Origin of the sequence: Maribacter stanieri, from assembly GCF_900112245.1 — a bacterium.
Lineage (GTDB): Bacteria > Bacteroidota > Bacteroidia > Flavobacteriales > Flavobacteriaceae > Maribacter > Maribacter stanieri.
This window is the reverse complement of record NZ_FOYX01000001.1, coordinates 1,400,782-1,427,666: the sequence shown is the minus strand read 5'-3', so window position 1 is coordinate 1,427,666 and position 26,885 is coordinate 1,400,782. Positions and strand designations below refer to the sequence as shown.

22 protein-coding genes are annotated in these 26,885 nt (G+C 35.8%); 16 read left to right on the top strand and 6 right to left on the bottom strand.

Annotated elements, in window-relative coordinates; all coding sequences use genetic code 11:
- Positions 1-15 precede the first annotated feature (15 nt).
- Positions 16-531 carry a DUF456 domain-containing protein gene (locus BM296_RS06115; RefSeq protein WP_027065070.1) on the top strand — a complete coding sequence of 172 codons (516 nt, stop codon included), beginning with the start codon at positions 16-18 and terminating at the stop codon, positions 529-531.
- Positions 532-533: 2 nt separating this feature from the next.
- Here BM296_RS06115 and BM296_RS06110 read toward each other — a convergent pair whose 3' ends face one another.
- Positions 534-1,091, bottom strand: coding sequence for a nitroreductase family protein (locus tag BM296_RS06110; RefSeq protein WP_091902152.1), 558 nt, complete (start codon positions 1,089-1,091; stop codon positions 534-536).
- Positions 1,092-1,170: 79 nt separating this feature from the next.
- A complete protein-coding gene (locus BM296_RS06105) occupies positions 1,171-2,073 on the bottom strand; it encodes a LysR family transcriptional regulator (RefSeq protein ID WP_091902151.1) in 903 nt (300 codons plus the stop codon).
- An 84-nt stretch (positions 2,074-2,157) separates the two neighbouring features.
- Here BM296_RS06105 and hutH point away from each other — a divergent pair, with 84 nt between their 5' ends.
- From hutH to hutG, 4 genes are all read left to right on the top strand, one after another.
- Positions 2,158-3,732, top strand: a complete 1,575-nt coding sequence (gene hutH / locus BM296_RS06100; protein WP_091902149.1) for a histidine ammonia-lyase — start codon at positions 2,158-2,160, stop codon at positions 3,730-3,732.
- 4 nt (positions 3,733-3,736) lie between these two features.
- The gene (gene hutI / locus BM296_RS06095) at positions 3,737-4,984 is read left to right on the top strand and encodes an imidazolonepropionase (RefSeq protein ID WP_091902147.1); all 1,248 of its coding nucleotides are present in this window, start codon (positions 3,737-3,739) and stop codon (positions 4,982-4,984) included.
- A 125-nt stretch (positions 4,985-5,109) separates the two neighbouring features.
- Positions 5,110-7,110, top strand: coding sequence for a urocanate hydratase (locus BM296_RS06090; protein WP_091902145.1), 2,001 nt, complete (start codon positions 5,110-5,112; stop codon positions 7,108-7,110).
- Between the two features lie 172 nt (positions 7,111-7,282).
- Complete coding sequence (gene hutG / locus BM296_RS06085) at positions 7,283-8,239, top strand: formimidoylglutamase (RefSeq protein ID WP_091902143.1); 957 nt, start codon at positions 7,283-7,285, stop codon at positions 8,237-8,239.
- A 185-nt stretch (positions 8,240-8,424) separates the two neighbouring features.
- On the opposite strand, the gene BM296_RS06080 is transcribed toward hutG, so the two are convergent.
- A complete protein-coding gene (locus tag BM296_RS06080) occupies positions 8,425-8,778 on the bottom strand; it encodes a hypothetical protein (protein WP_027065077.1) in 354 nt (117 codons plus the stop codon).
- 105 nt (positions 8,779-8,883) lie between these two features.
- Positions 8,884-9,342 carry a COG2426 family protein gene (locus BM296_RS06075; RefSeq protein WP_027065078.1) on the bottom strand — a complete coding sequence of 153 codons (459 nt, stop codon included), beginning with the start codon at positions 9,340-9,342 and terminating at the stop codon, positions 8,884-8,886.
- 231 nt (positions 9,343-9,573) lie between these two features.
- On the opposite strand from BM296_RS06075, the gene BM296_RS06070 reads away from it, so the two are divergent.
- On the top strand, positions 9,574-10,965 hold the full coding sequence (locus BM296_RS06070) for a Gfo/Idh/MocA family protein (protein WP_091902142.1): 1,392 nt from the start codon (positions 9,574-9,576) through the stop codon (positions 10,963-10,965).
- Between the two features lie 4 nt (positions 10,966-10,969).
- Here BM296_RS06070 and BM296_RS06065 read toward each other — a convergent pair whose 3' ends face one another.
- The gene (locus BM296_RS06065; RefSeq protein WP_091902140.1) at positions 10,970-11,440 is read right to left on the bottom strand and encodes an Lrp/AsnC family transcriptional regulator; all 471 of its coding nucleotides are present in this window, start codon (positions 11,438-11,440) and stop codon (positions 10,970-10,972) included.
- Positions 11,441-11,975: 535 nt separating this feature from the next.
- Here BM296_RS06065 and BM296_RS06060 point away from each other — a divergent pair.
- From BM296_RS06060 to BM296_RS06045, 4 genes are all read left to right on the top strand, one after another.
- Positions 11,976-14,918 carry a TonB-dependent receptor gene (locus tag BM296_RS06060; protein ID WP_177214925.1) on the top strand — a complete coding sequence of 981 codons (2,943 nt, stop codon included), beginning with the start codon at positions 11,976-11,978 and terminating at the stop codon, positions 14,916-14,918.
- 30 nt (positions 14,919-14,948) lie between these two features.
- A complete protein-coding gene (locus BM296_RS06055) occupies positions 14,949-15,449 on the top strand; it encodes a hypothetical protein (RefSeq protein WP_143099048.1) in 501 nt (166 codons plus the stop codon).
- A gap of 28 nt (positions 15,450-15,477) precedes the next feature.
- Complete coding sequence (locus tag BM296_RS06050) at positions 15,478-16,668, top strand: pyridoxal phosphate-dependent aminotransferase (protein WP_027065083.1); 1,191 nt, start codon at positions 15,478-15,480, stop codon at positions 16,666-16,668.
- Between the two features lie 118 nt (positions 16,669-16,786).
- Positions 16,787-17,974: an AEC family transporter gene (locus BM296_RS06045; protein ID WP_177214924.1), complete on the top strand. Its 1,188-nt coding sequence runs from the start codon at positions 16,787-16,789 to the stop codon at positions 17,972-17,974.
- A 3-nt stretch (positions 17,975-17,977) separates the two neighbouring features.
- Here BM296_RS06045 and BM296_RS06040 read toward each other — a convergent pair whose 3' ends face one another.
- The gene (locus tag BM296_RS06040) at positions 17,978-19,330 is read right to left on the bottom strand and encodes a Gfo/Idh/MocA family protein (protein ID WP_091902134.1); all 1,353 of its coding nucleotides are present in this window, start codon (positions 19,328-19,330) and stop codon (positions 17,978-17,980) included.
- Positions 19,331-19,422: 92 nt separating this feature from the next.
- On the opposite strand from BM296_RS06040, the gene BM296_RS06035 reads away from it, so the two are divergent.
- From BM296_RS06035 to BM296_RS06010, 6 genes are all read left to right on the top strand, one after another.
- The gene (locus tag BM296_RS06035) at positions 19,423-20,352 is read left to right on the top strand and encodes a nucleotidyltransferase family protein (RefSeq protein ID WP_245786971.1); all 930 of its coding nucleotides are present in this window, start codon (positions 19,423-19,425) and stop codon (positions 20,350-20,352) included.
- A 266-nt stretch (positions 20,353-20,618) separates the two neighbouring features.
- Positions 20,619-20,984 (top strand): DUF7009 family protein, encoded by a 366-nt coding sequence (locus BM296_RS06030; RefSeq protein ID WP_091902132.1) that lies wholly within the window; start codon positions 20,619-20,621, stop codon positions 20,982-20,984.
- A gap of 81 nt (positions 20,985-21,065) precedes the next feature.
- Entirely contained in the window at positions 21,066-23,363 is a 2,298-nt protein-coding gene (locus tag BM296_RS06025) for an FdhF/YdeP family oxidoreductase (RefSeq protein WP_091902130.1), read from the top strand.
- Positions 23,364-23,592: 229 nt separating this feature from the next.
- Positions 23,593-24,456 (top strand): UDP-2,3-diacylglucosamine diphosphatase, encoded by an 864-nt coding sequence (locus BM296_RS06020; RefSeq protein WP_091902128.1) that lies wholly within the window; start codon positions 23,593-23,595, stop codon positions 24,454-24,456.
- Positions 24,453-25,472, top strand: a complete 1,020-nt coding sequence (locus BM296_RS06015) for a glycosyltransferase family protein (RefSeq protein WP_091902126.1) — start codon at positions 24,453-24,455, stop codon at positions 25,470-25,472. The genes BM296_RS06020 and BM296_RS06015 overlap by 4 nt, the downstream gene beginning before the upstream one ends.
- Positions 25,469-26,830 carry a GH1 family beta-glucosidase gene (locus BM296_RS06010; protein ID WP_218157866.1) on the top strand — a complete coding sequence of 454 codons (1,362 nt, stop codon included), beginning with the start codon at positions 25,469-25,471 and terminating at the stop codon, positions 26,828-26,830. The genes BM296_RS06015 and BM296_RS06010 overlap by 4 nt, the downstream gene beginning before the upstream one ends.
- Positions 26,831-26,885: the final 55 nt, after the last annotated feature.

Genomic DNA, 26,885 nt, shown 5'->3' with positions numbered 1-26,885 from the left:
TAGTTAAATTTTACAATGGATATATTTTTATTAGTTCTAGGATTCATTTTAATGCTCGTAGGCATTTTAGGAAGCTTCTTACCAGTGTTACCTGGGCCACCAATTAGTTGGGTAGGTTTACTTTTGTTGTACTCTACCAGTGCAATTACCATGAATTGGACATTCTTGGGCATTACCCTTGCCATTGCTTTAATAGTCTTTGGACTAGATTACGTAATACCAGCTATAGGAACCAAGAAATTTGGAGGCACAAAGGCGGGAGTTATTGGCACCACCGTAGGATTGTTGGTTGCCTTAATATTTCCTGTACTAGGGCCATTCGGAATTATTATATGGCCTTTTGTGGGTGCTTTAGTAGGAGAATTATTAAATAAGGCGGACAAAAAAACCGCTACGAAAGCGGCTTTTGGTTCTTTTTTAGGATTCTTAACGGGTACATTTTTGAAATTTATGGTAGCCATAGTTTTTCTAGGCTTATTCATTTCAAAAGCTTGGGAACATAGTAATGCCTTATTTCCTTACTTTAATTAAACTTACTCGGTTATCCATTCTGTTTTAGATGCAATTGGCTCTCGTTTACCCTCAGTTAATTCGCCATCAAAATTGCCCATGTAGAAAAAACCAAGGCATTTTTCGCCTTCGTTAAGACTCAAAAATTCATCCATATATTTTATGAGTCCCGGTGAAGACCAATACGATCCAATACCCATTTCAGTACATTGTAACCACATGTTTTGAACTGCCATAGCTACCGCTGCTACTTCTTCCCATTCTGGTAAAGATTCTTTAGGGTCTCTTTGCATGCAAATTGCAATTATAGCACTTGCCATTTGCGGATTCTCTTGAAGTTTTTTAACCTTCATAGCCTTTGGCTTTGGGTCCAATTCCTCATACTTCTTAGATAGGAAAATACCTAATCTTTTTTTAGCATCACCTTGTATTACCTTAAAACGCCATGGTTCTGTACACTTATGGTTGGGTGCCCAATTACCTGCTTCCAATACTTTTTCAATATCCTCTTTTGCAATAGGGCTATCATTGTATTGTACCGGAAACACGGAACGTCTCTTCTTTATTATATCAAATATCATTTGTTATCTTTTTCTCGATTCATGTAAAATTAAACCTTAACCATCTAAAATGGTGTTAGATAATTATTAAAATAATCTATTATAAATAACTGTTCTTTTCATCTAAAAGTAGCTCCATGCAGTTCTTTAGAACAGGATTTGTATGTTCTTTTTTCCAAATAACAGATAATTCTGCGCGCTGAGGTATATTCTTAAGCTCAATAAATTTCACCCGCATTTGAAATCCGTTTTGCAAAGAAGTGGGTACAATGGCTATTCCCATATGGTTCTCAACCAATTTAAAGATAGTATGGGCATGTACAGATTTATGTGATATTTTAGGAGCAAAACCTGCATCCTTACAAATACTTATAATGGTTTCATAGTACAACGGACTATATGCCTGACTGAACAATATAAAATCATCATTTGCGAATTGATGCATTCCTTCAAATTCTCTTGTAAGTATTGGATATCTTTCTGGTAAAACCAATGAAAAGGTATCGGTAAATACCGTTTTCATTTCTAAAGTACTAGGAACTCTTGATACACGTACAAAACCCATATCTAACTGATCATTTAAAACCCCATCCACTTGAGCAAAATTAGATAGTTCTTCCAAAGATGTTTTTACCTTAGGATAGTTTTCCTTTATCTGTAATAATAATTGTGGTATCACCTGTTGCATTGCAGAACCTAAAAATCCAATTCTTAATTCCCCGCTATTTCCATCACCCACTAATTTCAATTGCCGTTCTACCTTTTCAAGATGGTTGAATATATATTCCACCTCAGTTTTTAAATAATGTCCGGCGGGTGTTAACGCCACTTTTTTCTTATTTCGTTCAAACAATTGGGTTTCGAGAATATCTTCCATTTGCTTGATCTGTCTACTTAGTCCGGGTTGTGATATAAACAACTTTTCTGCAGCCTTTCTAAAGTGTAATTCTTGCGCTACCGCTAGAAAATAAGTAAGATGACGTAATTCTATTTGATTACTCATAGTTATGGATTGATGACAAAATTGATATTACCAGGTATTAAAAATAGTTATTAATTTTAATTTAAATAATGAAAGCAGAAAGCTATGAACGTGCAGTCTTTTAAATTAGGTGAAGATTGGCTAACCGCAGGTAAGGCCATGCAGATTGTTAATGGTAATTTATCTACTGTGCTGTCTGAAACTACTGAACATAAAATAACCAAAAGCTGGGAAATTGTGCAGAATATAGTAGACAAGGGGCATCCTGTTTACGGCATTAATACTGGCTTTGGACCCTTATGTACGACTAAGATTTCAAAATCAGAAACCAATATTCTACAGATCAACATACTTCAAAGTCATAGTGTAGGTGTTGGTGACCCAATAACAAAAGATATCGCCAAATTGATGCTAATACTTAAAGCGCAATCATTGGCAAAAGGTTATTCGGGTATCGCATTAAAAACCTTAAATAGAATTATCTGGCATATCGATAATAATGCTATTCCGGTAGTACCTTCTCAAGGATCAGTTGGTGCATCGGGAGATTTAGCGCCGCTTTCCCATTTATTCCTACCGCTTATTGGACTGGGAAAAGTGGAATATAACAACGAAACCATTACAACGAAAACACTTTTTGAACGGACAGGACTAGAACCAATAGCACTTGGTCCAAAAGAAGGACTTGCTCTTATTAACGGAACTCAATTTATAGCTGCACATGCTGTAAAAGTAGTTACCCAACTTCATTCAATTTTGGCACAGGCAGATGTTATTGGTGCTATGATGATAGAAGGTTTACAAGGTTCAGTTAAACCATTTTACAATGAACTGCATGCCCTTCGTCCATTTAAAGGCAACGTACATGTAGCCAAACGGGTTAAAAAATTACTGAAGGGCTCTGAGATTATGGAAGCGCATGTAGATTGCGAAAAAGTACAAGACCCCTACTCTATTCGTTGCATTCCGCAAGTTCATGGCGCATCAAGAACTGCCTGGTTACACCTTAAAGAATTATTAGAAGTTGAATTAAACTCAGTGACGGACAATCCAGTAATCATTGATGAAGAACTGACCATTAGCGGTGGTAATTTTCATGGACAACCGTTAGCTATGGCATTAGATTATGCCTGTTTGGCCGCATCAGAAATCGGGAACATTTCGGACAGACGTATTTATTTATCTTTAGAAGGAAATAGTCCTGGAGTGCCAAAATTATTGATGAACGATACCGGCATAAATTCCGGATACATGATTTTGCAATATACTACTGCAGCATTGGCAAGTGAAAACAAAGGACTTTGTTTCCCTTCAAGTGCAGATAGTATTCCTACTTCTCTAGGTCAAGAAGATCATGTAAGCATGGGGTCTATTGGTGGTAGAAAAGCATTGCAGGTTATTGGAAATGTTGAGAAGATATTGGCAATTGAACTATTAACGGCAGCACAAGCATTTGAATTTAGAAAACCTTTAAAATCCGGTGTTTTTCTAGACGAAGTACATAATGCGGTACGTGAACATGTTGCTTTTGCAGATAAAGACCGTGTTTTTGCAGATGATATTGAGAAGGGTATTGCTATGATTAAAGATCAGACAATACTTAAAGTAATAGATCGTGTTCAAGCAGAACATAACATATCTTTAAAAACAAAACACTCAGAAGAGTTCGAAAACTACTAGTTGTATGAAAAATAGAACACTAATAGGTCCGTTTAAACAGATTATACCAATGACAGGTATAAATCTTAAAGGAGCCATTTCTGACCATGAACTTGAAATTATTGAAGATGGTGGAATTTTAATTGAAGACAACCTCATCTTAGCCACAGGTAATTTTGAGGACTTAAAAATAGCATATCCAGAAGCAGAGATTCATCCTTTAAAAGGAAATCACGTTTGTGTACCTGGTTTCGTTGATGCACATACCCATATTTGTTTTGGCGGATCTCGCGCTAAAGATTACGCCATGCGAAATGCCGGAAAATCATATTTAGAAATTGCACATGCGGGTGGCGGAATTTGGGATACCGTTACCCAAACCAGGAAGTCTAGCTTAGAAGAATTGACCAAAAGCACTATTAAAAGAGCCAATCGTCATCTTAAAAATGGAACGACTACCCTAGAAGTTAAAAGCGGCTACGGACTAACAGTTGCAGAAGAGCTGAAAATGCTTCGTGCTATTAAAAATGCCGATAATGAAGCATTGCCTGAATTAATTTCTACATGCTTGGCGGCACACATGCTACCCAAAGATTTTGATGGTTCAGAGATCGAATATTTAAAAATGATCAGTGAGGAGCTGTTCCCCATTCTTAAAGAAGAAAATCTAACACACCGTATTGATGCTTTTATAGAACAAAGTGCTTTTTCTGCGGATGATATACAGGCATATTTTTCAAAAGCCAGTGAAATGAATTTTGATATTGCCGTGCATGCAGACCAATTTTCTGCAGGTGGCAGTAAAGTAGCTGTTGAGTTTAATGCAATAAGCGCAGATCATTTAGAAGCAAGCGGAGATACAGAAATAGCATTATTAGCACAAAGCGATACTATTTCTGTTGCACTACCAGGAGCTTCAATAGGCTTAGGGTGCGACTTTACGCCAGCTCGTAAACTGTTAGATGCAGGCGCGGCACTTGCAATCGCGAGTGACCACAACCCTGGCTCTGCACCAATGGGCGATTTACTGACCCAAGCCAGTATTCTTGGAACATTTCAAAAATTAACAAATGCCGAGGTCTTGGCAGGAATCACTTTAAGAGCTGCAGCAGCATTGAAACTAGAAGACAGAGGAAAATTGGAAGCGGGACTTTTAGCTGATCTAGCCGTATTTCACTCAGATAATTACCAAGATATTCTATACTATCAAGGAAATCTAAAACCATGTATGGTTTGGAAAAATGGAACGTTGGTTTTTGATAGGCATAAGTAGTTGTTAGTTGTTGGTTGTTGGTTGTTGGTTGTTGGTTGTTGGTTGTTGGTTAAAATTATAAAATAAATGTCTGGTCGAGCGCAGTCGAAAACCTGCTAAAATATTCTAGACTTAAAAATATAAAGATGGATTTTAAAGCACAAATACAGATGGGGATACCTACTGAATTACCTTCAAAAAAGGAGCGTTCTTCAGCGGTAAGTCACGCGCCTAACCGAAAGCAAATACTTTCTAAAGAAGAAAAGCAATTGGCAATTAGAAATGCGCTACGCTATTTTCCGGCGGACTGGCATGCTGTTTTGGCTCCTGAATTTGCTGAAGAGTTACAGACGTATGGCAGAATTTATATGTATCGCTTTCAACCATCATATGATATGCATGCCCGAGCTATTTCAGATTATCCGGCAAAAACAAGTCATGCTGCATCTATCATGCTCATGATACAGAATAATCTAGATCCAGCGGTAGCACAACATCCACAAGAACTAATTACCTATGGCGGTAACGGTGCCGTTTTTCAAAATTGGGCACAATATCTATTGACCATGCAGTATTTGTCTGAAATGACGAATGAGCAGACTTTGCATATCTACTCTGGGCATCCTATGGGTTTGTTTCCCTCATCAAAAGAAGCTCCAAGAGTTGTGGTCACCAACGGAATGATGATTCCGAATTACTCCAAACAAGATGATTGGGAAAAGTACAATGCACTTGGCGTAACACAATACGGTCAAATGACTGCGGGTTCTTATATGTATATAGGTCCGCAAGGCATTGTTCATGGCACTGCTATAACAGTTATGAATGCTTTTAGAAAAGTATTGAAGGTGGATGAAAATCCCAATGGAAAAATATTCTTAACCGCAGGTTTAGGCGGAATGAGTGGTGCGCAACCAAAAGCTGGCAACATAGCCGAATGCATCACAATCTGTGCAGAAGTAAATTCGCTTGCAGCAAAGAAAAGACATGAGCAAGGTTGGGTAGATGAGTTAATTGAAGATTTAGACACTTTAGTAACTAGAACCAAAATTGCCAAATCTAAAAAAGAAATAGTTTCATTAGCATTTATTGGCAACGTGGTAGATGTTTGGGAGCGTTTTTTTAAGGAGGACATCTTCATACATCTCGGTTCTGATCAAACATCGTTACATAACCCATGGGCAGGTGGTTATTACCCTTCCGGGATATCTTTTGAGGAAGCAAACGAAATGATGAATCAGAATCCAGAAGCTTTCAAAATAAGTGTTCAAGAATCGTTACGCAGACATGCCGATGCCATAAATCTACATACCAAAAAAGGTACCTATTTCTTCGATTACGGAAATGCCTTTTTATTAGAAGCATCAAGAGCAGGTGCAGATGTTATGGCAGAAAATAATATTGATTTTAAATATCCGTCTTACGTTCAAGACATTTTAGGTCCCATGTGTTTTGATTATGGCTTTGGACCATTTCGCTGGGTATGCTCTTCAGGAAAAATAGAAGATTTACAAAAGACAGATGCGATTGCACTGCGCGTACTAAAGGAAATTAAGAAAAATGCTCCGACAGAAATTCAGCAACAGTTATCAGATAATATAAAATGGATATCTGAAGCAGAACAAAATAAATTGGTGGTTGGCTCAAAAGCCAGAATTTTATACGCAGATGCGGAAGGTAGGGCAAAAATTGCATTGGCATTTAACGAAGCTATCGATAATGGAGAATTAAGTGCTCCAATAATTTTGGGGAGAGATCACCATGATGTTAGTGGTACAGATTCTCCCTATAGAGAAACAAGTAACATTTACGATGGCAGCAAATTCACGGCAGACATGGCAATACACAATGTTATTGGCGATAGTTTTAGAGGTGCAACGTGGGTATCTATACACAACGGTGGCGGAGTTGGCTGGGGCGAAGTCACCAATGGAGGTTTCGGAATGGTATTGGATGGATCTAAAGATTCGGAACGAAAGCTAAAAAACATGCTCTTTTATGACGTAAATAACGGAATTGCAAGACGTAGCTGGGCGAGGAATAAAGAAGCAATGTTTGCTTTACAAAGGGAAATGGACAGAACCAAAACACTAAAGGTTACCATACCAACATTAGTTGAGAATAAGCTTTTAGATAATTTATTTTAAGGTGGTTGTGATTGCTTTATTGCTATAAAAATTAGCTTAATTACTTTTTAATATTTTAAAAATGTAAGATTAGTATTACTTTACAGTTCTGTTGTCAGAAAATGTAAAATCTTAAGGTTCCCCCGAATTTCAAGAAATTCAAGATTTTATAATTCATTAAATTTAGGATTATATGTCAAACTATAAGTTAGCGGATAAAGCAAATTGGAAAGGACGTTCTTCTAATCAGCAACTCTATCTGCACGAGAAAGTACAATTATCAAGCATTAAAGAGTCTTTTACAGCTACTAATACGAAGACCATTGCTTTATTAGGCTATAGCAGTGACGAAGGTGTAAAGAGAAATTTAGGCAGGGTTGGTGCAGCTATGGGTCCTGACGCTATTCGTAAAGAATTAGGTAAAATGTCTAACCATCTTAGCGAAGTAGCCCAATTAGTAGATTTTGGAAATTTAGAATGTGAAAATCAAGATTTAGAAAAATTACAAAATGATTTAGCTAAGGCTGTTTCATTTTTATTAGAAAGTGACACAATGCCTATTATACTAGGAGGTAGTCATGATCTTGCCTATGGTCATTATATCGGATTAGCCAAACATTTAAAAAATGGCGAAAAACTAGGTATTATCAATTTCGACGCCCATTTTGATCTTAGGGCAAATACCAATGGGAATAATTCAGGTACACCATTTTATCAAATTGCACTGGAACATGAAGCTAAAAATGAGGCTATAAAATATATGGCGCTTGGTATCCGAAAAGATGCCAATACCAAAGATTTATTCGAGTTTGCAGAAAAGCACAAAGTGAATTATCTTCTGCAAAAACATTTTGGTATAAATTATTTAGAGCACGTTCAACTACGGCTCATTCAATTTATGGAAGATGTAGACTATGTTTACACAACAATAGATTTAGATGGTTTTTCTTCGGCATTTGCACCCGGAGTTAGCGCAGCATCACCTATGGGATTTGCACCAGATGTGGTATTAGAAAGTCTAAAACTAATCATCGATTCTGGCAAATTGTTAGGTGTAGATGTAGTGGAACTTAACCCTACCTATGATATTGATGACCAAACCGCAAAACTAGCAGCCTCTTTAATACATTACATCATTCATAGACTATAGGGTAAAAACAAAAAAAGCCTCCCTTAATGGAAAGCCTTTCATTGGGTTCTATCGGTGTAATCCGATAAACACAATTGCCTCAAATATTCTTTGAGACACAACACAACCTTGCAAAGGTAATAAAGGTTTTTTAATAAAAAAACGGTCTGTTCATTTCTTATAACAACTTAAGCTGCCTCTGAATTTTACTGGGTCTCATCTGCTTTAAAAAGATTATAAATATATTGCTTCTCTTTAAAAGTAAATTGCTTTGATTCGAACCAATCATGCACCTTAATTTTTTCGTTTTCAATCTGTGCATTTCTAATAGCTTTTAAAGAAACAATATGCCAATGCGAACCTTTGTTACGAGAAACAGAATAGCCAACATCTTCCATTATGTATGATTGTTTAGGTCTATTAATAAGCCTAACTCCATTTTTTAATACCGCCAAAGTTTCGGTAAGTCGTACTACTTCTGAAAAGGAATATCTTGCAAAATCGTTAAATCCGTCCTGTTCAACATTATATAATTTATCACCAATCTTTAGGGTATCCATAGCTTAAAAAAGCTGCAAATTTAAAGGGCTAAGCTTGGTAATGGAATTATTACAAGGTTTAGTTATTCACAAAATGTAAAGATAAAATCAAAAGACCTTATTGGTTTAAGCCATACCCTTCATGGTCAATAAAGTAGTGGCCCAAACAATTAAAGATGATAAAAATATACCTATAGTATTAGCCAAGAATGCTTTTTTTCTATCAAACTTAAAAAGATAACTAGCAATACTACCCGCGTATACACCAGTACCAGGCACAGGCAGCATTACAAAAAATATGAGTCCATAAAAACCATATTTTTTTATCTTATCGCCAGAGCCTGTTTTTGCTCTTCTTGCTACAAAAAGTGCATTCTTTTTATAAAAATGCCACTTAAGCAACGATCTATTAACGGTGTTCAAAAAAAACATCATGATAGGAAAAACCATAACGTTAGCTAAAAAACATACTACGAAGACCATATAAATATTTGCCCCGTGAAGAAGACCATAAGGTATACCCACCTTAGCCTCTCCTAATGGGGAGATGCTCCAAAGTGCTGCTATAAGTAAATCTTTCAACAAATCTCTTTTTTAAGCGAATGCAAAATTACGTTGATCTAAAAAAAGATTATGCCATTTAAATCATAAATATTGCTCATTGGTCAATAATAAAGACCAACGACTTCATTTTAATATATATGTTATCTAGAAATTGTAACATTACCCGATAATCACGTTTAGGCTACCTTATGCACCATAATAATTTGGTATTTTTAGTAGCTAACAACAACTAATTTCAACTCAAACCAAAACATGAATAAAAAAAATACGAGAAGATCGTTTATAAAACGCGCTTCGCTTACCTCAGCTGCAATAAGTACATCACCATTTTTACTGGCTGCCGCTACAAATAAAATTCAAATATTAAAAAGAAATTATTCTTTTGAGCACTATACAAATAATGATCAAATTAACATTGCCTTAATAGGTACAGGTATTCAAGGCATATACGACACACAATCTGCATTACAGGTTGATGGCGTTAAAATAGTTGCAGCATGCGATTTATATACAGGAAGACTTGAACGTGCAAAAGAGCTATGGGGACAAAATATTTTCGTGACACGAGATTATCGCGAAATTCTAAATAGAAAAGATATTGATGCTGTTTTAATTGCTACACCAGACCATTGGCACCAAACTATTACCGTTGCCGCTTTAAAAGCGGGTAAGCATGTATATTGTGAGAAACCAATGGTACAAAATTTTAATGAAGGACAAGAAATTATAAAAGCACAAAAAAGTTCTGGCAAAATTTGTCAAATAGGTAGCCAAGGAATGTCTTCTTTAGGTAATGAAAAGGCAAAAGAATTGTATGAAGATGGAGCAATTGGTGATATTGTTATGCTAGATATGTATAATGATAGATACTCGTCAGAAGGAGCTTGGCAATATCCAATACCTACAGATGCGGATGCAGAAACAGTAGATTTCGATACATTTTTGGGTAGTGCACCAAAAGTAGCTTATGACAACAATCGTTTTTTTAGATGGAGAAACTATCAAGATTACGGTACCGGAGTTGCAGGTGATTTATTTGTCCATGCATTTTCTACATTAAACTATGTTATAAGTTCTGATGGACCAAATAGAGCTTTGGCGACTGGCGGCCTCCGTTATTGGAAAGATGGTAGAGATGTGCCGGATGTATCTATTACCCTTTATGATTATCCAAAAACAGAAACACATGCGCCTTTTAACGCTGCTTTTCGTATTAACTTCATTGCAGGTAGTGGCGGTGGTGGTGGCTTTAAACTAATTGGCACCGAAGGTGAAATGGAAATAGGTCAAAATTCAGTTACTGTTAAACGCTCAAAGCTGGGTATGGAACCAAGTGGGTATTCTTTAATTTCCTTTACTGAAGACATGCAAGCACAAATAAAAAAAGAATACGCCTCTAAAAAACTAGATACCAGATTAAGCAATTTAGCCACTGGTACAACTACTTGGCAAGCACCAAGAGATTATAAGGGAGCACATTATGATCATTTTTATAATTTCTTTACCAACATAAGAACAAACGGTAAAGTAATACAAGACCCAAAATTTGGTCTTAGAGCTGCCGGAGCTGCATTATTGGCAAATGAAAGTTACTCTAGAAAACAGCCAGTTGATTGGAACCCAACCGAAATGAAATTGTTATAATTTATTATTCTTCTACTTCAACAAATTGAATATGTCTTTCTAAATTCTCTTCTATTGAAATAAATGATTCTATACCACGTATACCAGCAATGCCAAGTATATCATCTTGATAAACTTGTTTATAATGGAAACTATCTCTTGCATGCATTTTGATGAAAATGTCGTATTTGCCGGTAACGTGGTGTATTTTCACCACCTCTTCTATATCATTTAATTGCTCCATTACCTTTTTAAACATACTTATTTCACTTAGAAATATACCAAGGAATATGGTCATCTTCCATCCCATTTTAGCATAGTTCAGACTTAGGGTTGCACCAGTTATTAAGCCCATTTCTCTCATCTTACGCATTCGCATATGCACCGTACCTGGAGAAACTATCAATTTTTTGGCAACATCAGTATAAGGTGTCTGTGCATTTTCTGCCAAAATATTTAAAATATTAAAATCAACTTGGTCTAATTTATTCCTCATCTGTTTTAAAAGTTTAAAATCATTAACTGCATAAAAATTCAACTATCATTGAACTATTATAAGGTTTTAGCCTGTTTTAACAAATTTAATTTATAGTTATAGTTTTTTTAGTAAAAATATGACAATAAAAAGACCAAAAAATGAGGTATTACTTATTATTCCCTAATCAAATTGACAAAAGAATAAAAAGCACTTTTTTAGGCAATAATATAAATTTGACACTTTTTGAACCCTATATATACAAAAAGCTGCATTATCAATAGATTTTTAAAAAAAACCTAACTATTTTTTAAAATAAAACTTCACAACATACTTTATTACAGACACTTAGCCAAGTATGAAGTTTTTATATTTCTTTAACATTTTATAATATTGTCTAAGTCATATAATCACTTAATAACCTGATTTATTGACCTGTAAAGTGTCCGGAACTTTTCTTTTACGCATAATGTATTCCCCCATTAGTATTTCTGTTAACCACAGAAACGCTTTTTAGGTAGGCATACTATTGAGCAACAACTAAACTCACATGATTATGAAGAAAATTCTAACATTAACCTTCTTGTTACTATTTACACTATTCGTAGCACAAGCACAGGAAATTACAATTAACGGTAAAGTATCAGATGCTCAAGGCCCATTGCCCGGTGTGAACGTTTTGGTCAAAGGAACCACAAAAGGTGTCATTACAGATTTTGACGGTCTTTATTCCATTACTGCAGATAGTGACGCCATTTTAGTGTACTCCTTTATAGGGTATGCCAAATTAGAAATTCCAGTTAATAGTAAAACAACAATAAACGCTACACTGGTAGAATCTGCTCAACAATTGACAGAGACAGTGGTAGTGGGGTCAAGAAGACAAGGACGCACAAAACTTGACACTCCTGTACCTGTAGACGTTATTAATATAGCACAAGATGCTATCAACATGCCACAGCAAGACATTTCACAAATGTTAGCTGCAGCAGCACCATCATTTACCGCATTTACCAGTGGTGGTGGTGATTTATCCTCCTTTGTAAGCCAACCAAGTTTAAGAGGTTTGGCAGCAAGTCAAATGCTTGTACTTGTAAATGGAAAAAGAAGACATGCTTCGGCAATACTCGCAGGTAACCAAACAGGAACACCTGGTCCTGGTGTAGATATGCGTTTTATTCCATCTGTTGGAGTAGAACGTGTTGAGATATTACGAGATGGCGCTTCTGCACAATATGGTTCAGATGCCATTGCAGGGGTAATAAACATGGTAATGAAAAAAGGTACTGGTGAGTTTACTGGTAGTTTAACCGCTGGTGCTTACACGAACAAACCCAATTATGACGAATCTGACCTAACAGATGGTGAGCGCGAACTAACACGTTCTTTAGATGGTTGGGATGGTGAGAATTTTCAATTTGATGGTAATTACGGTATCGGTTTTGAGAACGGAGGCTATTTCAATGCTTCAATAATGGTAGCACAATCTGAACGTACTGTTAGACCAACAGTATTAGGTATCGACAGAGCACCACTTTATGATGACCTGTACCTATCTAATGGCAGAACAACAACACAAGGTTTGCCAATAATTACAAACCCAGAACTAATTGCCGCACAAGCTGCGGGCGATGCTGCATCTATAGCTTCTTTACAAACCGTAAGAGGTTTAATGGACGCTAGAGATATTGAACAAATAGATGTAGCTACGTATTCTGGCCTACCGGCAAAAACAAATATGAGTTTCGCATTTAACTTAGAAACTCCGTTTTCAGATACCGCAAGCTTTTATGCATTTGGCGATGTAGGTTATCAATATTCAGATGCTTATAGCTGTTTTTACAGGAGAGCGGCACAATCTGATAGAGCAAGTTTTGATTTATACCCTAACGGATTTAGACCACAAATATATAATGACCAATATAATATTTCTCTTGCAACCGGTATAACAGGTATGTTAGGAGATTACGAATTTGACCTAAGTAATACCTTCGGTAATAATTCCGCAAAATTTGGTATGTTCAATACGTGGAACGCTAGTATTGGTCCAAGTTCACCTACAGACATGAACTTGGGTACGCATAGCTTTTTACAAAATACGATCAACTTAGATGCATCGCATTTCTATGAGGATATCTTATCTGGATTAAATGTTGCATTTGGTGGAGAACTTAGATTTGAAAACTATGCTATTGAAGCAGGACAAGAAGAAAGCTGGACATCTGGCACTTACGGTGTAGTAACCGCTACAGAGGATAATCAAGCTTTGGTTGGTCCTGACGGATTTCCTTTAGAAGACCTTGGCGGAAACCCATATGTAGATGATAGTGGTGCCCCACAAATTTTAGAATATGCAGGTGTAAGCCAGTTATTAGTTAAAAATTATGCATTGAACTGTCAGTGTTTTAGAGGTTTTGCACCTGAAAACGAGAGTGATAGTTGGAGATCTGTAATGGCTGCATATTTAGATATGGAATTAGATGTTAATGAGAATCTATTATTATCTGGAGCTGTACGTGTAGAAAACTATTCAGATTTTGGTAATGTAATGACAGGTAAAATATCGGGTCGTTATAAAATTGGAGAAAATTTTGCTATTAGAGGTTCATACAGTAGTGGTTTTAGAGCTCCTTCTTTACAAGAATTAAATTACTCTCATAGCTACACGTTCTTCTTAGGTCTAACTCCTTTTGACGGTACACTTTATCCTAATAGTAGTTCTGCAGCAAAAGCATTAGGAATAGGTCAATTAACAGAAGAAAGATCAAGAAACGTAAGTCTTGGATTTACTACGAAAATTGGAAAATTTGATATTACATTAGATGCCTATAAAATTGACATTTTAGACAGAATTTTTGAAACCGGTGAATTTGATTCTGCTAGTGCACCTGTGCTAGAACCTATTATTGGTAGTGGTTTAGCTAGTTTTAGAATTAATGGTGGCGATGTTAGTACCCAGGGTATTGAGGCAGTAGTTAACTATAACACTAATCTTGGTGCTGGTAAACTAGGTTTAGTACTTGCAGGTACTTTTAGAGAAAATAAATTTGAAGGAGCTAATGTGCCAGATTTGAACACCACACTTACAGATGATGAATTGGTAGACCTTTATGTTAGCCGTTCTCTTATTGGACAATTTGAAACAGGTACACCAAGTTCAAAAGTTATCGGTACGTTGAATTACTCTGTAGGTAAGTTCTCTGCAATGTTAAGAGGTACACGTTACGGATCTGTACAAACAAGAGATAGTAGAACTAGAACTCTTTTAGACGGCACAACAGATTACGCCGATCAATATTTTACACCAGAATTTACAACGGATATAGGACTTACTTATAAATTTTCTGATGCGATTAGTTTAACTGTAGGTGGTAACAACATCTTCAATGAGTATCCAGAAATTATAAGATATGAGCTACGCACCTTTAACCTTTACTCTCAGTATCAGCAAGGTTCAGCAGGTTCATATTATTTTGGCAGACTAACATTTAGCCTATAATCAACTAGTTAAACCGTTAAAAATAAAATTATGAGACAATATATAAATAACATACTATTATTAACAATGATTTTTGGCTTGTTGATCTCTTGTGAGCAAGAGCGTTTAGATCCAGTACTTACAACTGCCGAAGGTGGAGGAACTTTAGATAACTACATAGCGTATAGCGTTATTTCAACAGACCCCATGGGTTCTAATGTATATGGAAGAATTGTTTTTTACGAAACAACCTTAGATCAAACCTTGGTCCAATTATCATTATACAATACAATTGATGGTGAAATGCACCCTGCATTAATAGTAGATGGCGCAGCCGATATGGGTAGCACTACTATTATAGCATTAGACGATGTAAGTGGAAGTACGGGTGAATTTATGACTAATAAATTTTTTGTCATAACAGATACCGATTTCTATGATTCTATTATGACGCTAGATGCCCATGTAAGCATTAGCCTTAGCCCTAGTGATGATACAATAGTTGCTACTGGAGATTTAGGAATCAATGCAGATCCTGTTGAAACGAATTAGAGATTTTTTAACTTAAACATAGCACAATATGAAAACAAATGTAAACAGAAGAGATTGGCTTAAAAGAGGCGTTCTCACAGCAGCAGGTGTAATGGCAGCACCTTATTTGACCTACGGGGCTTTCCCCTCGCAACCTATTGCTTTAGATGCAAAAGGAAACATACCGTACACTCCGTTTTTCAAAGAGTATTTACCATATGCACCAACGCAACCTCTAGAGCTTGCAGCAAAATTAAATGCAAACGAGAATCCGTACGGTCCTTCACCTATGGCTGTTTCTGCCATGCAAGAATATGCACCAAAAGGAAACCGATATGCTTGGAAAGAACTATATCAATTAATGGATAAGATTGCTGTAGAAGAAGGTGTTAAACAAGAGAATATTATGATGGGTCCGGGGTCATCTGATCTATTGGAAAAAACAGCCATGGTTTTCTTTCAAAATGGAGGGAATATAGTTTCTGCAGATCCAGCGTATATGTCATTAATCAAAGTTGCAGAAGCTACTGGCGCAACATGGAAACCTATTCCGCTGAAAAAAGACTGGTCTCATGATTTAGCAGCAATGGAAGCTGCTGTAGATGATGATACAAAATTGGTTTATATCTGTAACCCTAATAACCCAACAGGTAGCATGACCGACCACGCAGAATTGGTAGATTTTTGTTCTCGTGTATCAGAAAAGACTCCAATTTTTGTTGATGAGGCATACTTAGGTTTTTTAGATGATGCTGCTAAAAAAAGTATGGTTTCACTTATCAATGAGGGTAAAAATGTAATCATTGCACGTACTTTTTCTAAAATTCAGGGAATGGCAGGTTTACGAGTTGGTTATGTAGTTGCACAACCTGAAACATTAGATATTATTCAAAAAATTACGCGTGGCGGTATGGGTATTTCATTACCATCTGTTTATGCTGCAATGGCCAGTATGGAAGATGTAGCCTTTAAAGATAAATCGAGAAAACTGAATAAGGAATGTAGAGAATATGTATATGAAAACCTTAATAGATTAGGTTTTGAATATGTGCCTTCATCTACAAGCTTTATAATATTCCCAATAGAAATGGACGGTAAACCTTTCTTAGAAAAAATGACCGCCGAAGGTGTTGGTGTAAGAGCTTTTGAAATCTACGGTAAAAACTGGTGCCGTGTGAGCATGGGTACTATGGATGAAATGAAGTTGTTTACAGCTGCCCTTGAAAAAGTGCTAGTTTAAGTTTGAATTAGTCCAGGAGTTGGAAGAAAGGATAATTGCCTTGACACAAAAAACCTGAATTCAACTCCTTCGGACTATTCATAATTCATCTATCTACTCAAACCAAAACACTCGAAAAATGAATTTTGCACTACAAAAAACCCTCGAATTAATATTGATCATTGGTCTTGGCGTGCTTTTACAAAAGAAAGTAGCCAAACAAGATTTAAAAGGAGTAAAAGTTCTTATTTTAAGTGTGGCTTTACCAGCGACTATTTTCGTAGCCCTCTTAAAAATAGAGCTGAATGGCACCCTATTAGTTTTTCCATTAGCAGCTTTAACTTTTAACCTTCTCATGTTATTGGCTACTAAATATTTTTTGGCGGCATCATTACATAAAGAAGAGAAAAGTAAAAAACGGACCTTGATGATGCTTTTACCATCTACTGCACCTGGTCTTTCATGCTTTCCATTTATTGTAGCATACTTAGGTGACGATACCTTAGCATTGGCTGCACTTGCAGATATTGGAAATAAAATTTTTGTTCTGATACTTCTTTACATGCTAGCCATGCACTGGTATCGAAAAAACGCTGTTGTAGAAAAACAAGAATCATCTTCTGCCAAATTAAAAGGGCTGTTTATATCTCTCATCAATGAACCTATAAACATCGTCATAGTAGTAGGTTTAGTCATGTTGGGCTTTGGATTGAATCTTTCATCTCTACCTACATTCTTTCAAAATACAGCTTTGAGCATTAAAGATTTAATGACTCCGTTAGTACTGCTATTTATTGGTATGGCGGTTAGAATCAACAAAGGAGAATTTAAATTGATAATTTCTATGTTGTTTCGAAGAATGGGACTTGCATTTTTACTTAGTGGACTTTTTGCATATGCCATACCCGCTTTAACTCCGGCTATGATTTTATTATTGGTTGTATTTCCTCAAAGCGCATGTAGTTTCTGGCCATTTGCCCATATGAGCGCTATACAGTCAATGGAAGACAAAGACGAACAACCGAATCCTACTTTTGATGTTAACTTCGGTTTAAACATCTTAGCATGTTCTCTACCATTTTCAACACTACTAATTATAGGTATATTCTCTTTTAGCGATTACTTTATAAATCCGATTACGTTACTTGCTTTAGGCTTAATTATTTTAGCGATTTCCTTTGCCCCAGATATTTTCAAAACCACCAGTTTTAGAGCAGACAGAGAACGTAAAATTACTAGCAAACTATTGAAAAGAAAATCTAAAATGACCATTGCTAAAGGCAACTATGAAGAGGAGAAAACTTTGAACGAAGCCAAAGCAAGCTAAATTCTAATACATTTCTTTCATCCACTGATAAGGTGTTCTTTTCATCCAAAGACCGCGAGTAAAATCGGGGAAATCTTGAGGCTCACCGTTATTGGCAATAGAAAGCTCTGAAAGTGGTGTGACCGCACTCCAGGCAGCCGCATCATAAGCATCCAATGGTGGTGCGATATTTTGTTTTGCAGATTCTACAAAAGAGTTCAGTACAAAAAAGTCCATTCCGCCATGACCGGCATTTAAAGCATACTCACCATATTTTTTCCATAATGGGTGATCATAGGTATCTAGCCAAGGTTGTGCTTCGTCCCATTTATGTGGTTCAGATTTTCCTTCCACATAAATTCGATTACCGTCTACCTCCCAGAGTCCATTTGCACCTTGCGCACGAAATCCTAAAGAATAAGGTCTTGGTAAATTGCAATCATGAGTAATAATTATAGTTTCTCCGTTAGCAGTACCAATAGTAGAGGTAATAACATCGCCTTGTTTGAATTTGACACTTGCATTGGCATGGTCCTTACCACCTTCCTTTACAATATAATTATGTAAGCCAATACCTTTAGATGCATGAGATGTCATTGACACAAAACGATTACCGCGATTTACATCTGCCATAACCGCAATGGGTCCCAAACCATGCGTTGGGTATACATCCGCATTTCGCTTTACGGAATGATTGGTACGCCATTTAGATTCCGAAATTCCTTTTTCACCAAATTCTACGCCCTTACCATAAGCCGTTTTACCATCATTAAATTTTACATGTCTTAGATCATGCTGATACCCACATCTATAATGTACCATTTCACCAAAAACATTTTGCTTTACCATATTAAGTACAGCAAGTACATCTCTACGGTAATTTACGTTCTCCAATATCATCATATGCGTACCGGTTCGCTCATGGGTATTCACTAAATCCCAACATTCTTCTAAAGTATTAGATGCAGAAACCTCTACTCCTGCATATTTACCAGCTTCCATAGCATCAACTGTCATACGTGTATGCCATAACCAAGGAGTGGCAATAATAACTGCATCTACGTCTTGTAGTGCCAGTAGATTCTTATAATCTAAATCATTGGTCCCAAATACCTTTGGCGCTTTACCTTTAGCGTCGGCAATATGTTTTTTCGCAATGGCAATTCTATTATCATCCACATCGCAAATAGCAGTCACATTCACATCTTTTCGCAACAGTAAGTTCTGTAAATGATTAGTTCCTCTTAAGCCTACACCGATTAAACCTACATTTAGTTTATCTGCAGCACTAAAACTGTTATTGGCAAAACCAGGTACTGCAACTAAACCTAAACCTGCTATAGATGTATTTCTGATAAAATTTCTTCTTGTTGTCATTATGTGCGATGATTATGAACTTTGAATTTATAAAAAGTTCTTGATCCACATTAACTTATCATCAACTTTAATGAGGATACATCTAATATTTGATGGAATTTTTAATAGCATTCGCTATTTTTGATCCTGTAAATACAGAAATCATGACATTACTTTTAATGGCTGCCGGTAGCGGTAGTAGATATGGGAAACTTAAACAATTTGATGATTTAGGTCCTAACGGTGAGTTTTTAATGGAATTTGCCATTTATGACGCCATCCAAAATAACTTTGAACAAATTGTGGTTATCACAAAAAAAGAAAATGTTGCTTTTTTAGAGGAACATCTTTCTAAAAGAATACCGAACAACATAGAGCTTAATGTTCTTGCTCAAGAACTTACAGATTTACCTGATGGAGTAACTTTTACAGGAGAGCGTAAAAAACCATGGGGTACGGCACATGCAGTGTGGACCGCAAGAAAAGTAATCGACGGACCATTTGTAGTTATCAATGCCGATGATTTTTACGGTCAATCTGCCTACAAAAAAGCAGCCGACTTCATGAAATCGGATAATGATGCCTATGCATTATTAGGATATACATTGAAAGATACCTTATCTGAACATGGATCTGTATCTAGAGGTGTATGTGAAGTTAAAGGTGATAATCTTGTAGCTGTACAAGAACGATTAAAACTAGTACAGAAAGAAAATAATATCGTTGACGAGGATACTAACTTAGAATTTACCGGTGACGAACAAGCTAGTATGAATTTCTGGGTTTGTAGACCATCTATTTTTGATAAGATAGAATCTGAATTTAGAATATTCTTAAAAGATGAAGATCGTATTGCAAATAGCGAGCTTTACATTCCTTTTATGATACAAGAAATGTTACAAGCTAAAGAAATTGAAGTGAAGTGTATTCCTTCTGGTGGAGATTGGTTTGGCGTTACTTACGCTAGTGATAAAGAAAAAGCAATGAACAGTTTAAAAGAAAAATCTGATTCAGGTAAATACCCTGCTCCTATTTGGAAATAAGCGTATTCACTTAAATATATTAAGACCCATTAAATTTTATTTAACGGGTTTTTTTATACCCAAAATTGACCTAAACTAAAAAGAGTCCAATCTTTTGAGATTGGACTCTTTTACGAGAACACTATATGAAAATGAAAAAATTTTAATTCGTTTTTTATTACATGGTAAATATAGTAGTAAGGTTAAGTACTAAAAACAAATTGATGTCAACACCTTAAATAATGTGGTGAGATGGTCTATTTTTGTTGTGAACTCAATTTATAGCTATGAAAATTAGAATAAAAGGTGATTCCATACGGTTTCGACTGACACAAACTGAAGTGCAAGCACTTTCAAATAATGGAAAGATTTATGACTCCACGAACTTTGGGACTACAAAATTTAGCTATGGTGTAGTTCTTACGAGTGAAGCAGAAAATTTAAGCATCAAGCATGAAAATAATAGTATAGTTTTAGAAATGCCGGAAGCCAATGGTAAGTCTTGGTTTTCAAATGACATAATAACATTTGACCATACTATAAAAACAACTTCAGGAAACGATTTATACTTGCTATTAGAGAAAGATTTTACGTGTTTAGATAATACTATTGAAGATCAATCTGACAACTACCCAAACCCTAAATTAAGCTAAAGCGTAATTTTATAATTGTATAAAGTACATTTTAATAGAAATGTACACTGCCATTACTCTAACATTTATTAAGTTTAAAGTATGGACAACAAAACCGAACGCAACGTATCGTTTAGAGGATCAGAGGAATTTCTAGATATTGAAATTAAAGAACCTGTTACACATGCTGCAGGTTACTTAGGCGTACGTGAGGCACTAAAGCATACTTTTAAGGAAATGGGCGTACTTAGATCCATGCGTACATTACTTAGCATGAATCAAAAAGACGGTTTTGATTGCCCTAGTTGTGCTTGGCCTGATCCAGAACATCCATCTCCCGTAGCTGAATATTGTGAAAATGGTGCTAAAGCTTTAGGAGATGAAGCAACTAGAGAACAAATAAGCTCCGGTTTTTTTCAAAAAAATTCAGTTGAAGATCTTTCTCGGTTAACTGATTATGAACTTAATAAATTTGGACGTTTAATAGAACCAATGGTTTTAAAACCTGGTAGTGTTCATTACGAACCTGTTTCATGGCAAGCCGCTTTTGATTTAATCGCATCTGAATTAAAAAAACTTGATAACCCAGATGAAGCTATTTTCTATACTTCTGGTAGATCCAGCAATGAAGCTGCTTTTTTATATGGCATGTTTGCCCGTGCATTAGGTACCAACAATTTACCAGATTGCTCTAACATGTGCCATGAAAGTAGTGGTGTTGCATTAGGGGAAACTTTAGGCATTGGTAAAGGATCAACTACGTTAGAAGATCTTTATGAAGCAGAAGTAATTTTAATTGCCGGTCAAAATCCGGGTACGAATCACCCCAGAATGCTATCTGCGTTAGAGAAATGTAAGCAAAATGGCGGTAAGGTTATTAGTATAAATCCGCTTGAGGAATCAGGTTTGGTCAATTTTAAAAATCCGCAACACCTTAACGGTTGGATTGGTGGTGGTGAAGATATGGCAGACATCCATTTGCCTGTCAATATCAACCAAGATATACCATTGGTAAAATTGATATTGAAAAAACTAGTTGTGCTAGACCAACAATCTAAAGATGTATTTGATCATGCTTTTATAGAAAAATATACAGACGGTTACGATGCTTTAATCAATGATTTAAAAAATTACGATTCAGAAGATCTCTTAAAACAAACAGGAGTATCTGAAGAAAGAATCAATGAAACAGTAGTGCTATTAGCAAATAAATCTAAGATTATAGTATGTTGGGCAATGGGACTTACTCAACATAAAAATGGAGTAGAAAACATCAGAGAATACATAAATCTTCTATTATTAAAAGGAGCGATAGGAAAACCAAATGCAGGTACTTGCCCTGTTCGCGGCCATAGTAACGTACAAGGAGACCGAAGCGTAGGTATACAACATTTCATTGATAAAGAAATGAATGAGCGTATTAAAAAACACTTAGGATTTACACCTCCAGATCAAGAAGGTGTAGATGTTGTGGGTTCTATGAAAGCAATGTATGAAGGCAATGCAAAAATATTTATGTGCCTTGGCGGTAATTTTTTAATGGCGGCATCTGATACGGAGTACACTGCAAAGGGAATTCAAAATTGTGATCTTACCGTACAGATTAGCACCAAATTAAACCGAACACATTTAATTACCGGAAAGACAGCATTAATTTTACCTACTATTGGCAGATCTGAAAAAGACATAAAAGATGGTAAGGCAAGACACTTTACTGTAGAAAATAGTATGGGCAGGGTTAAAAGATCTAAAGGGATTCTTAAACCTGCCGCAGATACAATTATGAGCGAGCCAGAAATAATAGCAAATATTGGGCATGCTTATTTTGGTGACGACCACCCCATGAAATGGAAAACTTTAGGTGAAGATTATGATTTGATCAGAACACAAATTGATCAAGTAGCCAAAGGGTTTAGCAAAACGAAAGAACGCTCTAAAGGAGCGGGATATTATTTGCCAAACAATGTAAGAGAACTAGACTTTAGTATGTTACCAAATGGCAAAGCGCAGTTTTCTATCAATAGATTACCTCATCACGACCTTGAAAAAGATGAGTATATGATGATGACCATTCGTTCTCATGATCAGTTCAACACGACTATTTACGGTTTAGATGATAGATACAGAGGCGTGTATAATGCAAGACGAGTAATTTTCATGAATATAAATGACATGAAAGCGATTGGACTTAACAAATTAGATGTAGTGGATATTACCAGTACGTATGATGATAAGGTTAGAACAGCACATAATTTTAAGGTTGTACCTTATAACATTCCATCTGGTAATTTAGCTTCATATTTTCCAGAGACGAACGTGCTAGTACCTTACAATCATTTTGCGGAAAGAAGTAAGACACCAATTAGCAAGTCTATAAAGGTAAGACTGGTAAAGAAATAGTTAACAAAAATACATTCATAGTCAATAGTTTAACACTCCCATAACTCAAACATAAGTTAGTAATAACCTTTTCATCAATAGATTTATTGAATCTTTACGGTCATAAGTTTCAGTATATGAAATCTATCAAATTGACCTTTTTCATTTTAGCTTTTCTTGTAAAAAACTTCAAGTATATGCTGATTCTACTTCTGTCAAAAATTAAGAAAAAGGAACCTGCATTATACTTATGAAAAAAAGATCGATAGACATCGTAGTCATATCAGATGTTCATTTAGGAACATATGGTTGCCACGCCAAAGAACTTCTAAAATATTTAAAATCTATTAAGCCAAAAGAAGTTATCCTCAATGGTGACATTGTAGATATTTGGCAATTTAACAAGCGTTATTGGCCTAAATCTCACATGAAGGTGATAAAGCTTTTACTTGAATGGGTAGCCAAAGGTATTCCCGTTCATTACATAACCGGTAACCACGATGAGCTCTTAAGGAAATTCTCAGGAAATAATATGGGCTCTCTTAGTATCGTTAATAAAATGGTGATTCCTTTAGAGGATAAAAAAGCGTGGATTTTTCATGGTGATGTTTTTGATGTTACCATGCAACACTCCAAATGGGTTGCAAAGCTAGGCGCTAAAGGGTACGATTTCTTGATCCTTTTAAATAGAGCGATAAACTTTATCAGCAAGAAAATGGGTAAGGGTCCTATTTCAATGTCCAAAAAAATAAAGAACGGCGTAAAATCTGCCGTGAAGTTTATAAACGATTTTGAACAGATTGCAGCAGAAATTGCAATAGAAAATGGGTATGACTACGTGATATGCGGGCATATTCATCAACCGGAAATACGTAAAATAAAAACCGATAAAGGCGAGGTCACCTATTTAAATTCAGGTGATTGGATAGAGAATTTAACTTCCTTAGAATACTATGAGGGAGAATGGAAACTATACTCCTACCTCGATGATCAATTGGTAATTGACCATACAGAAGATATCAAGGAAGAAACCTATGTTTTAGAGAAAGCTGAACTATTTGCTAGTCTTTTAGAAGAATTTAAAATTAGTGGAATGACCCAAGCAACCAAATGAAAGTATTATACGCAATACAAGGTACGGGCAATGGTCACTTAAGTAGGGCTCGCGATGTAATTCCTGCGCTTTTAAAACATAATATTTCATTAGACCTATTGGTTAGTGGAATACAGGCAGACATCAAGCTACCTAATCCTATTAAATATCAATTAAAAGGCTTGAGCTTTATTTTTGGCAAAAAAGGTGGAGTAGACATTTGGAAGACCTATTACAAAGCAAATTCTATGCGTTTGCAAAAAGAAATTAAAAGTATACCGATTGAAAATTATGATCTAATTATAAATGATTTTGAACCTGTTACAGCTTGGGCATGTAAATTAAAAAACAAACCATGCTATAGTTTTAGTCATCAAGCAGCTGTATTATCTACCCAAGCTCCAAAACCTAAGAAAAAGGATAAAATGGGTAAATGGATTTTGAATAATTATGCCCCCACCACTCATCAATATGGGCTTCATTTTAAATCTTATGAATCCAACATTTATACACCCATTATTAGAAATGACATACGCTCTGCTGAAATTTCAAAAGGTGAACATTATACTGTCTACCTTCCTTCATACAGTGATGAAAAATTATTGAACTTTTTAAGTCAAATGAAAAGCACAAAATGGGAGGTATTCTCAAAGCATAATAACTATGAATACTTCAGTAAAAACATTCACATTAAACCTATTACCAATGAAGCCTTTATAAATAGTATGGCTACTAGCAAAGGTGTTTTATGTGGTGCTGGTTTTGAAGCGCCCGCAGAAAGTCTGTTCATGCAAAAGAAACTATTGGTAATACCAATGAAAGGGCAATATGAACAACAATGTAATGCAGCAGCTTTATCAGAAATGGGAGTACCTATGATCAAATCTCTCAAGAAGAAACATTTAGATAAATTAAAAAAATGGGTAGATTCAGATTCTACTGTTTTAGTGGACTATCCAGATATTACCGACAAAATTGTTTCTCAACTATTAGAGGAAGCCTCTGTAATCTGCAATGAAAGGTCGGTATCAAATTGAAAAAACAAAAAGAGTTTTTTCTGAAGGCATCCCATTTTGGGGAAAATTTTACATGGGGAGTGTCTACTGCTGCTTATCAAATTGAAGGTGGTCATAATTCTGATGGCAAAGGACAATCCATTTGGGACAAATTTACCGAAAATCCGAAAAAGATTTATAACGGGGAAAATGCCAATACCACTTGTGATTTTTACAATAAATACAAAGAAGATATTCTGTTGATGAAGTCAATGAATATAAATAACTATCGATTCTCAATATCTTGGGCAAGAGTATTACCTAATGGTATTGGAACTGTGAATGAAAAGGGATTACAATTCTACAATGACGTTATCAATTTTTGCCTAGCACAAGGAATAACACCTTGGATTACACTTTATCATTGGGACTTACCACAAGCTCTAGAAGAGAAAGGAGGTTGGACCAATAGAACTATTATTCAATGGTTTTCGGAATTCACAACGCTCTGCGCCAATTCTTTTGGCGACCGAGTAAAACATTGGATGGTTTTGAACGAGCCTATGGTTTTTACTGGAGCCGGTTATTTTCTAGGAGTACATGCTCCTGGAAAAAAAGGTTTAAAAAATTTCTTGCCAGCAGCACATCATGCAGTTCTTTGCCAAGCTAAAGGCGGCAGATTACTTCGCCAATTAATACCTGACGCACAAATAGGATCCACTTTTTCATGTTCTCAAATTGACCCGTACAGACAAAACAAAAGAGATCAAAAAACAACTATTAAGGTTGATGCCCTATTAAACCGATTGTTCATTGAACCCGTTTTAGGCTTGGGATACCCAACTGACGATGCAACTGTTTTAAAGAAACTACAACCATATATTCTACCAACCGATATGTTAGATTGTAAGTTCGATTTTGATTTCATCGGTATTCAAAATTATACAAGGGAAAAAGTCAAGTACAGTCTTTTAGTGCCATACATAAGAGCAAAAATTATAAAAGCGAGCACACGAAATGTAAAAACTACGCTAATGGACTGGGAGGTGTATCCACCTAGTATTTATAACATGATTAAGAAGTACAGCGATTATCCACAGATAAAGAAAATTATCATTACAGAAAATGGCGCCGCTTTTAAAGACAAAGTAGTAAAAAGCGGTATTGCAGATACTGAACGTTTAAACTTTCTTCAGCAGTATTTAAATCAAGTTTTTAAAGCTAAGAAAGAAGGATTAAATGTACATGGTTATTTTGTTTGGACCTTTACAGATAATTTCGAGTGGGCTGAAGGTTATTTTCCAAGATTTGGTCTCGTACATATTGATTTTAATACCTTGAAACGGACTATCAAAGAATCTGGAAAATGGTTTAGTGAGTTTTTTTCTACTAAAAATTAAGCATAAAAAAAGCCGATGCTCCCATCGGCTATAGCTTATTTCAAAAAACATACAC

What these genes read in the sequence shown, in the direction of transcription:
- BM296_RS06115 (WP_027065070.1), top strand. Translation starts at nt 16, where the DNA reads ATGGATATATTTTTATTAGTTCTAGGATTCATTTTAATGCTCGTAGGC.
- BM296_RS06110 (WP_091902152.1), bottom strand. Translation starts at nt 1,091, where the DNA reads ATGATATTTGATATAATAAAGAAGAGACGTTCCGTGTTTCCGGTACAA.
- BM296_RS06105 (WP_091902151.1), bottom strand. Translation starts at nt 2,073, where the DNA reads ATGAGTAATCAAATAGAATTACGTCATCTTACTTATTTTCTAGCGGTA.
- hutH (WP_091902149.1), top strand. Translation starts at nt 2,158, where the DNA reads ATGAACGTGCAGTCTTTTAAATTAGGTGAAGATTGGCTAACCGCAGGT.
- hutI (WP_091902147.1), top strand. Translation starts at nt 3,737, where the DNA reads ATGAAAAATAGAACACTAATAGGTCCGTTTAAACAGATTATACCAATG.
- BM296_RS06090 (WP_091902145.1), top strand. Translation starts at nt 5,110, where the DNA reads ATGGATTTTAAAGCACAAATACAGATGGGGATACCTACTGAATTACCT.
- hutG (WP_091902143.1), top strand. Translation starts at nt 7,283, where the DNA reads ATGTCAAACTATAAGTTAGCGGATAAAGCAAATTGGAAAGGACGTTCT.
- BM296_RS06080 (WP_027065077.1), bottom strand. Translation starts at nt 8,778, where the DNA reads ATGGATACCCTAAAGATTGGTGATAAATTATATAATGTTGAACAGGAC.
- BM296_RS06070 (WP_091902142.1), top strand. Translation starts at nt 9,574, where the DNA reads ATGAATAAAAAAAATACGAGAAGATCGTTTATAAAACGCGCTTCGCTT.
- BM296_RS06065 (WP_091902140.1), bottom strand. Translation starts at nt 11,440, where the DNA reads ATGAGGAATAAATTAGACCAAGTTGATTTTAATATTTTAAATATTTTG.
- BM296_RS06060 (WP_177214925.1), top strand. Translation starts at nt 11,976, where the DNA reads ATGAAGAAAATTCTAACATTAACCTTCTTGTTACTATTTACACTATTC.
- BM296_RS06055 (WP_143099048.1), top strand. Translation starts at nt 14,949, where the DNA reads ATGAGACAATATATAAATAACATACTATTATTAACAATGATTTTTGGC.
- BM296_RS06050 (WP_027065083.1), top strand. Translation starts at nt 15,478, where the DNA reads ATGAAAACAAATGTAAACAGAAGAGATTGGCTTAAAAGAGGCGTTCTC.
- BM296_RS06045 (WP_177214924.1), top strand. Translation starts at nt 16,787, where the DNA reads ATGAATTTTGCACTACAAAAAACCCTCGAATTAATATTGATCATTGGT.
- BM296_RS06040 (WP_091902134.1), bottom strand. Translation starts at nt 19,330, where the DNA reads ATGACAACAAGAAGAAATTTTATCAGAAATACATCTATAGCAGGTTTA.
- BM296_RS06035 (WP_245786971.1), top strand. Translation starts at nt 19,423, where the DNA reads ATGGAATTTTTAATAGCATTCGCTATTTTTGATCCTGTAAATACAGAA.
- BM296_RS06030 (WP_091902132.1), top strand. Translation starts at nt 20,619, where the DNA reads ATGAAAATTAGAATAAAAGGTGATTCCATACGGTTTCGACTGACACAA.
- BM296_RS06025 (WP_091902130.1), top strand. Translation starts at nt 21,066, where the DNA reads ATGGACAACAAAACCGAACGCAACGTATCGTTTAGAGGATCAGAGGAA.
- BM296_RS06020 (WP_091902128.1), top strand. Translation starts at nt 23,593, where the DNA reads ATGAAAAAAAGATCGATAGACATCGTAGTCATATCAGATGTTCATTTA.
- BM296_RS06015 (WP_091902126.1), top strand. Translation starts at nt 24,453, where the DNA reads ATGAAAGTATTATACGCAATACAAGGTACGGGCAATGGTCACTTAAGT.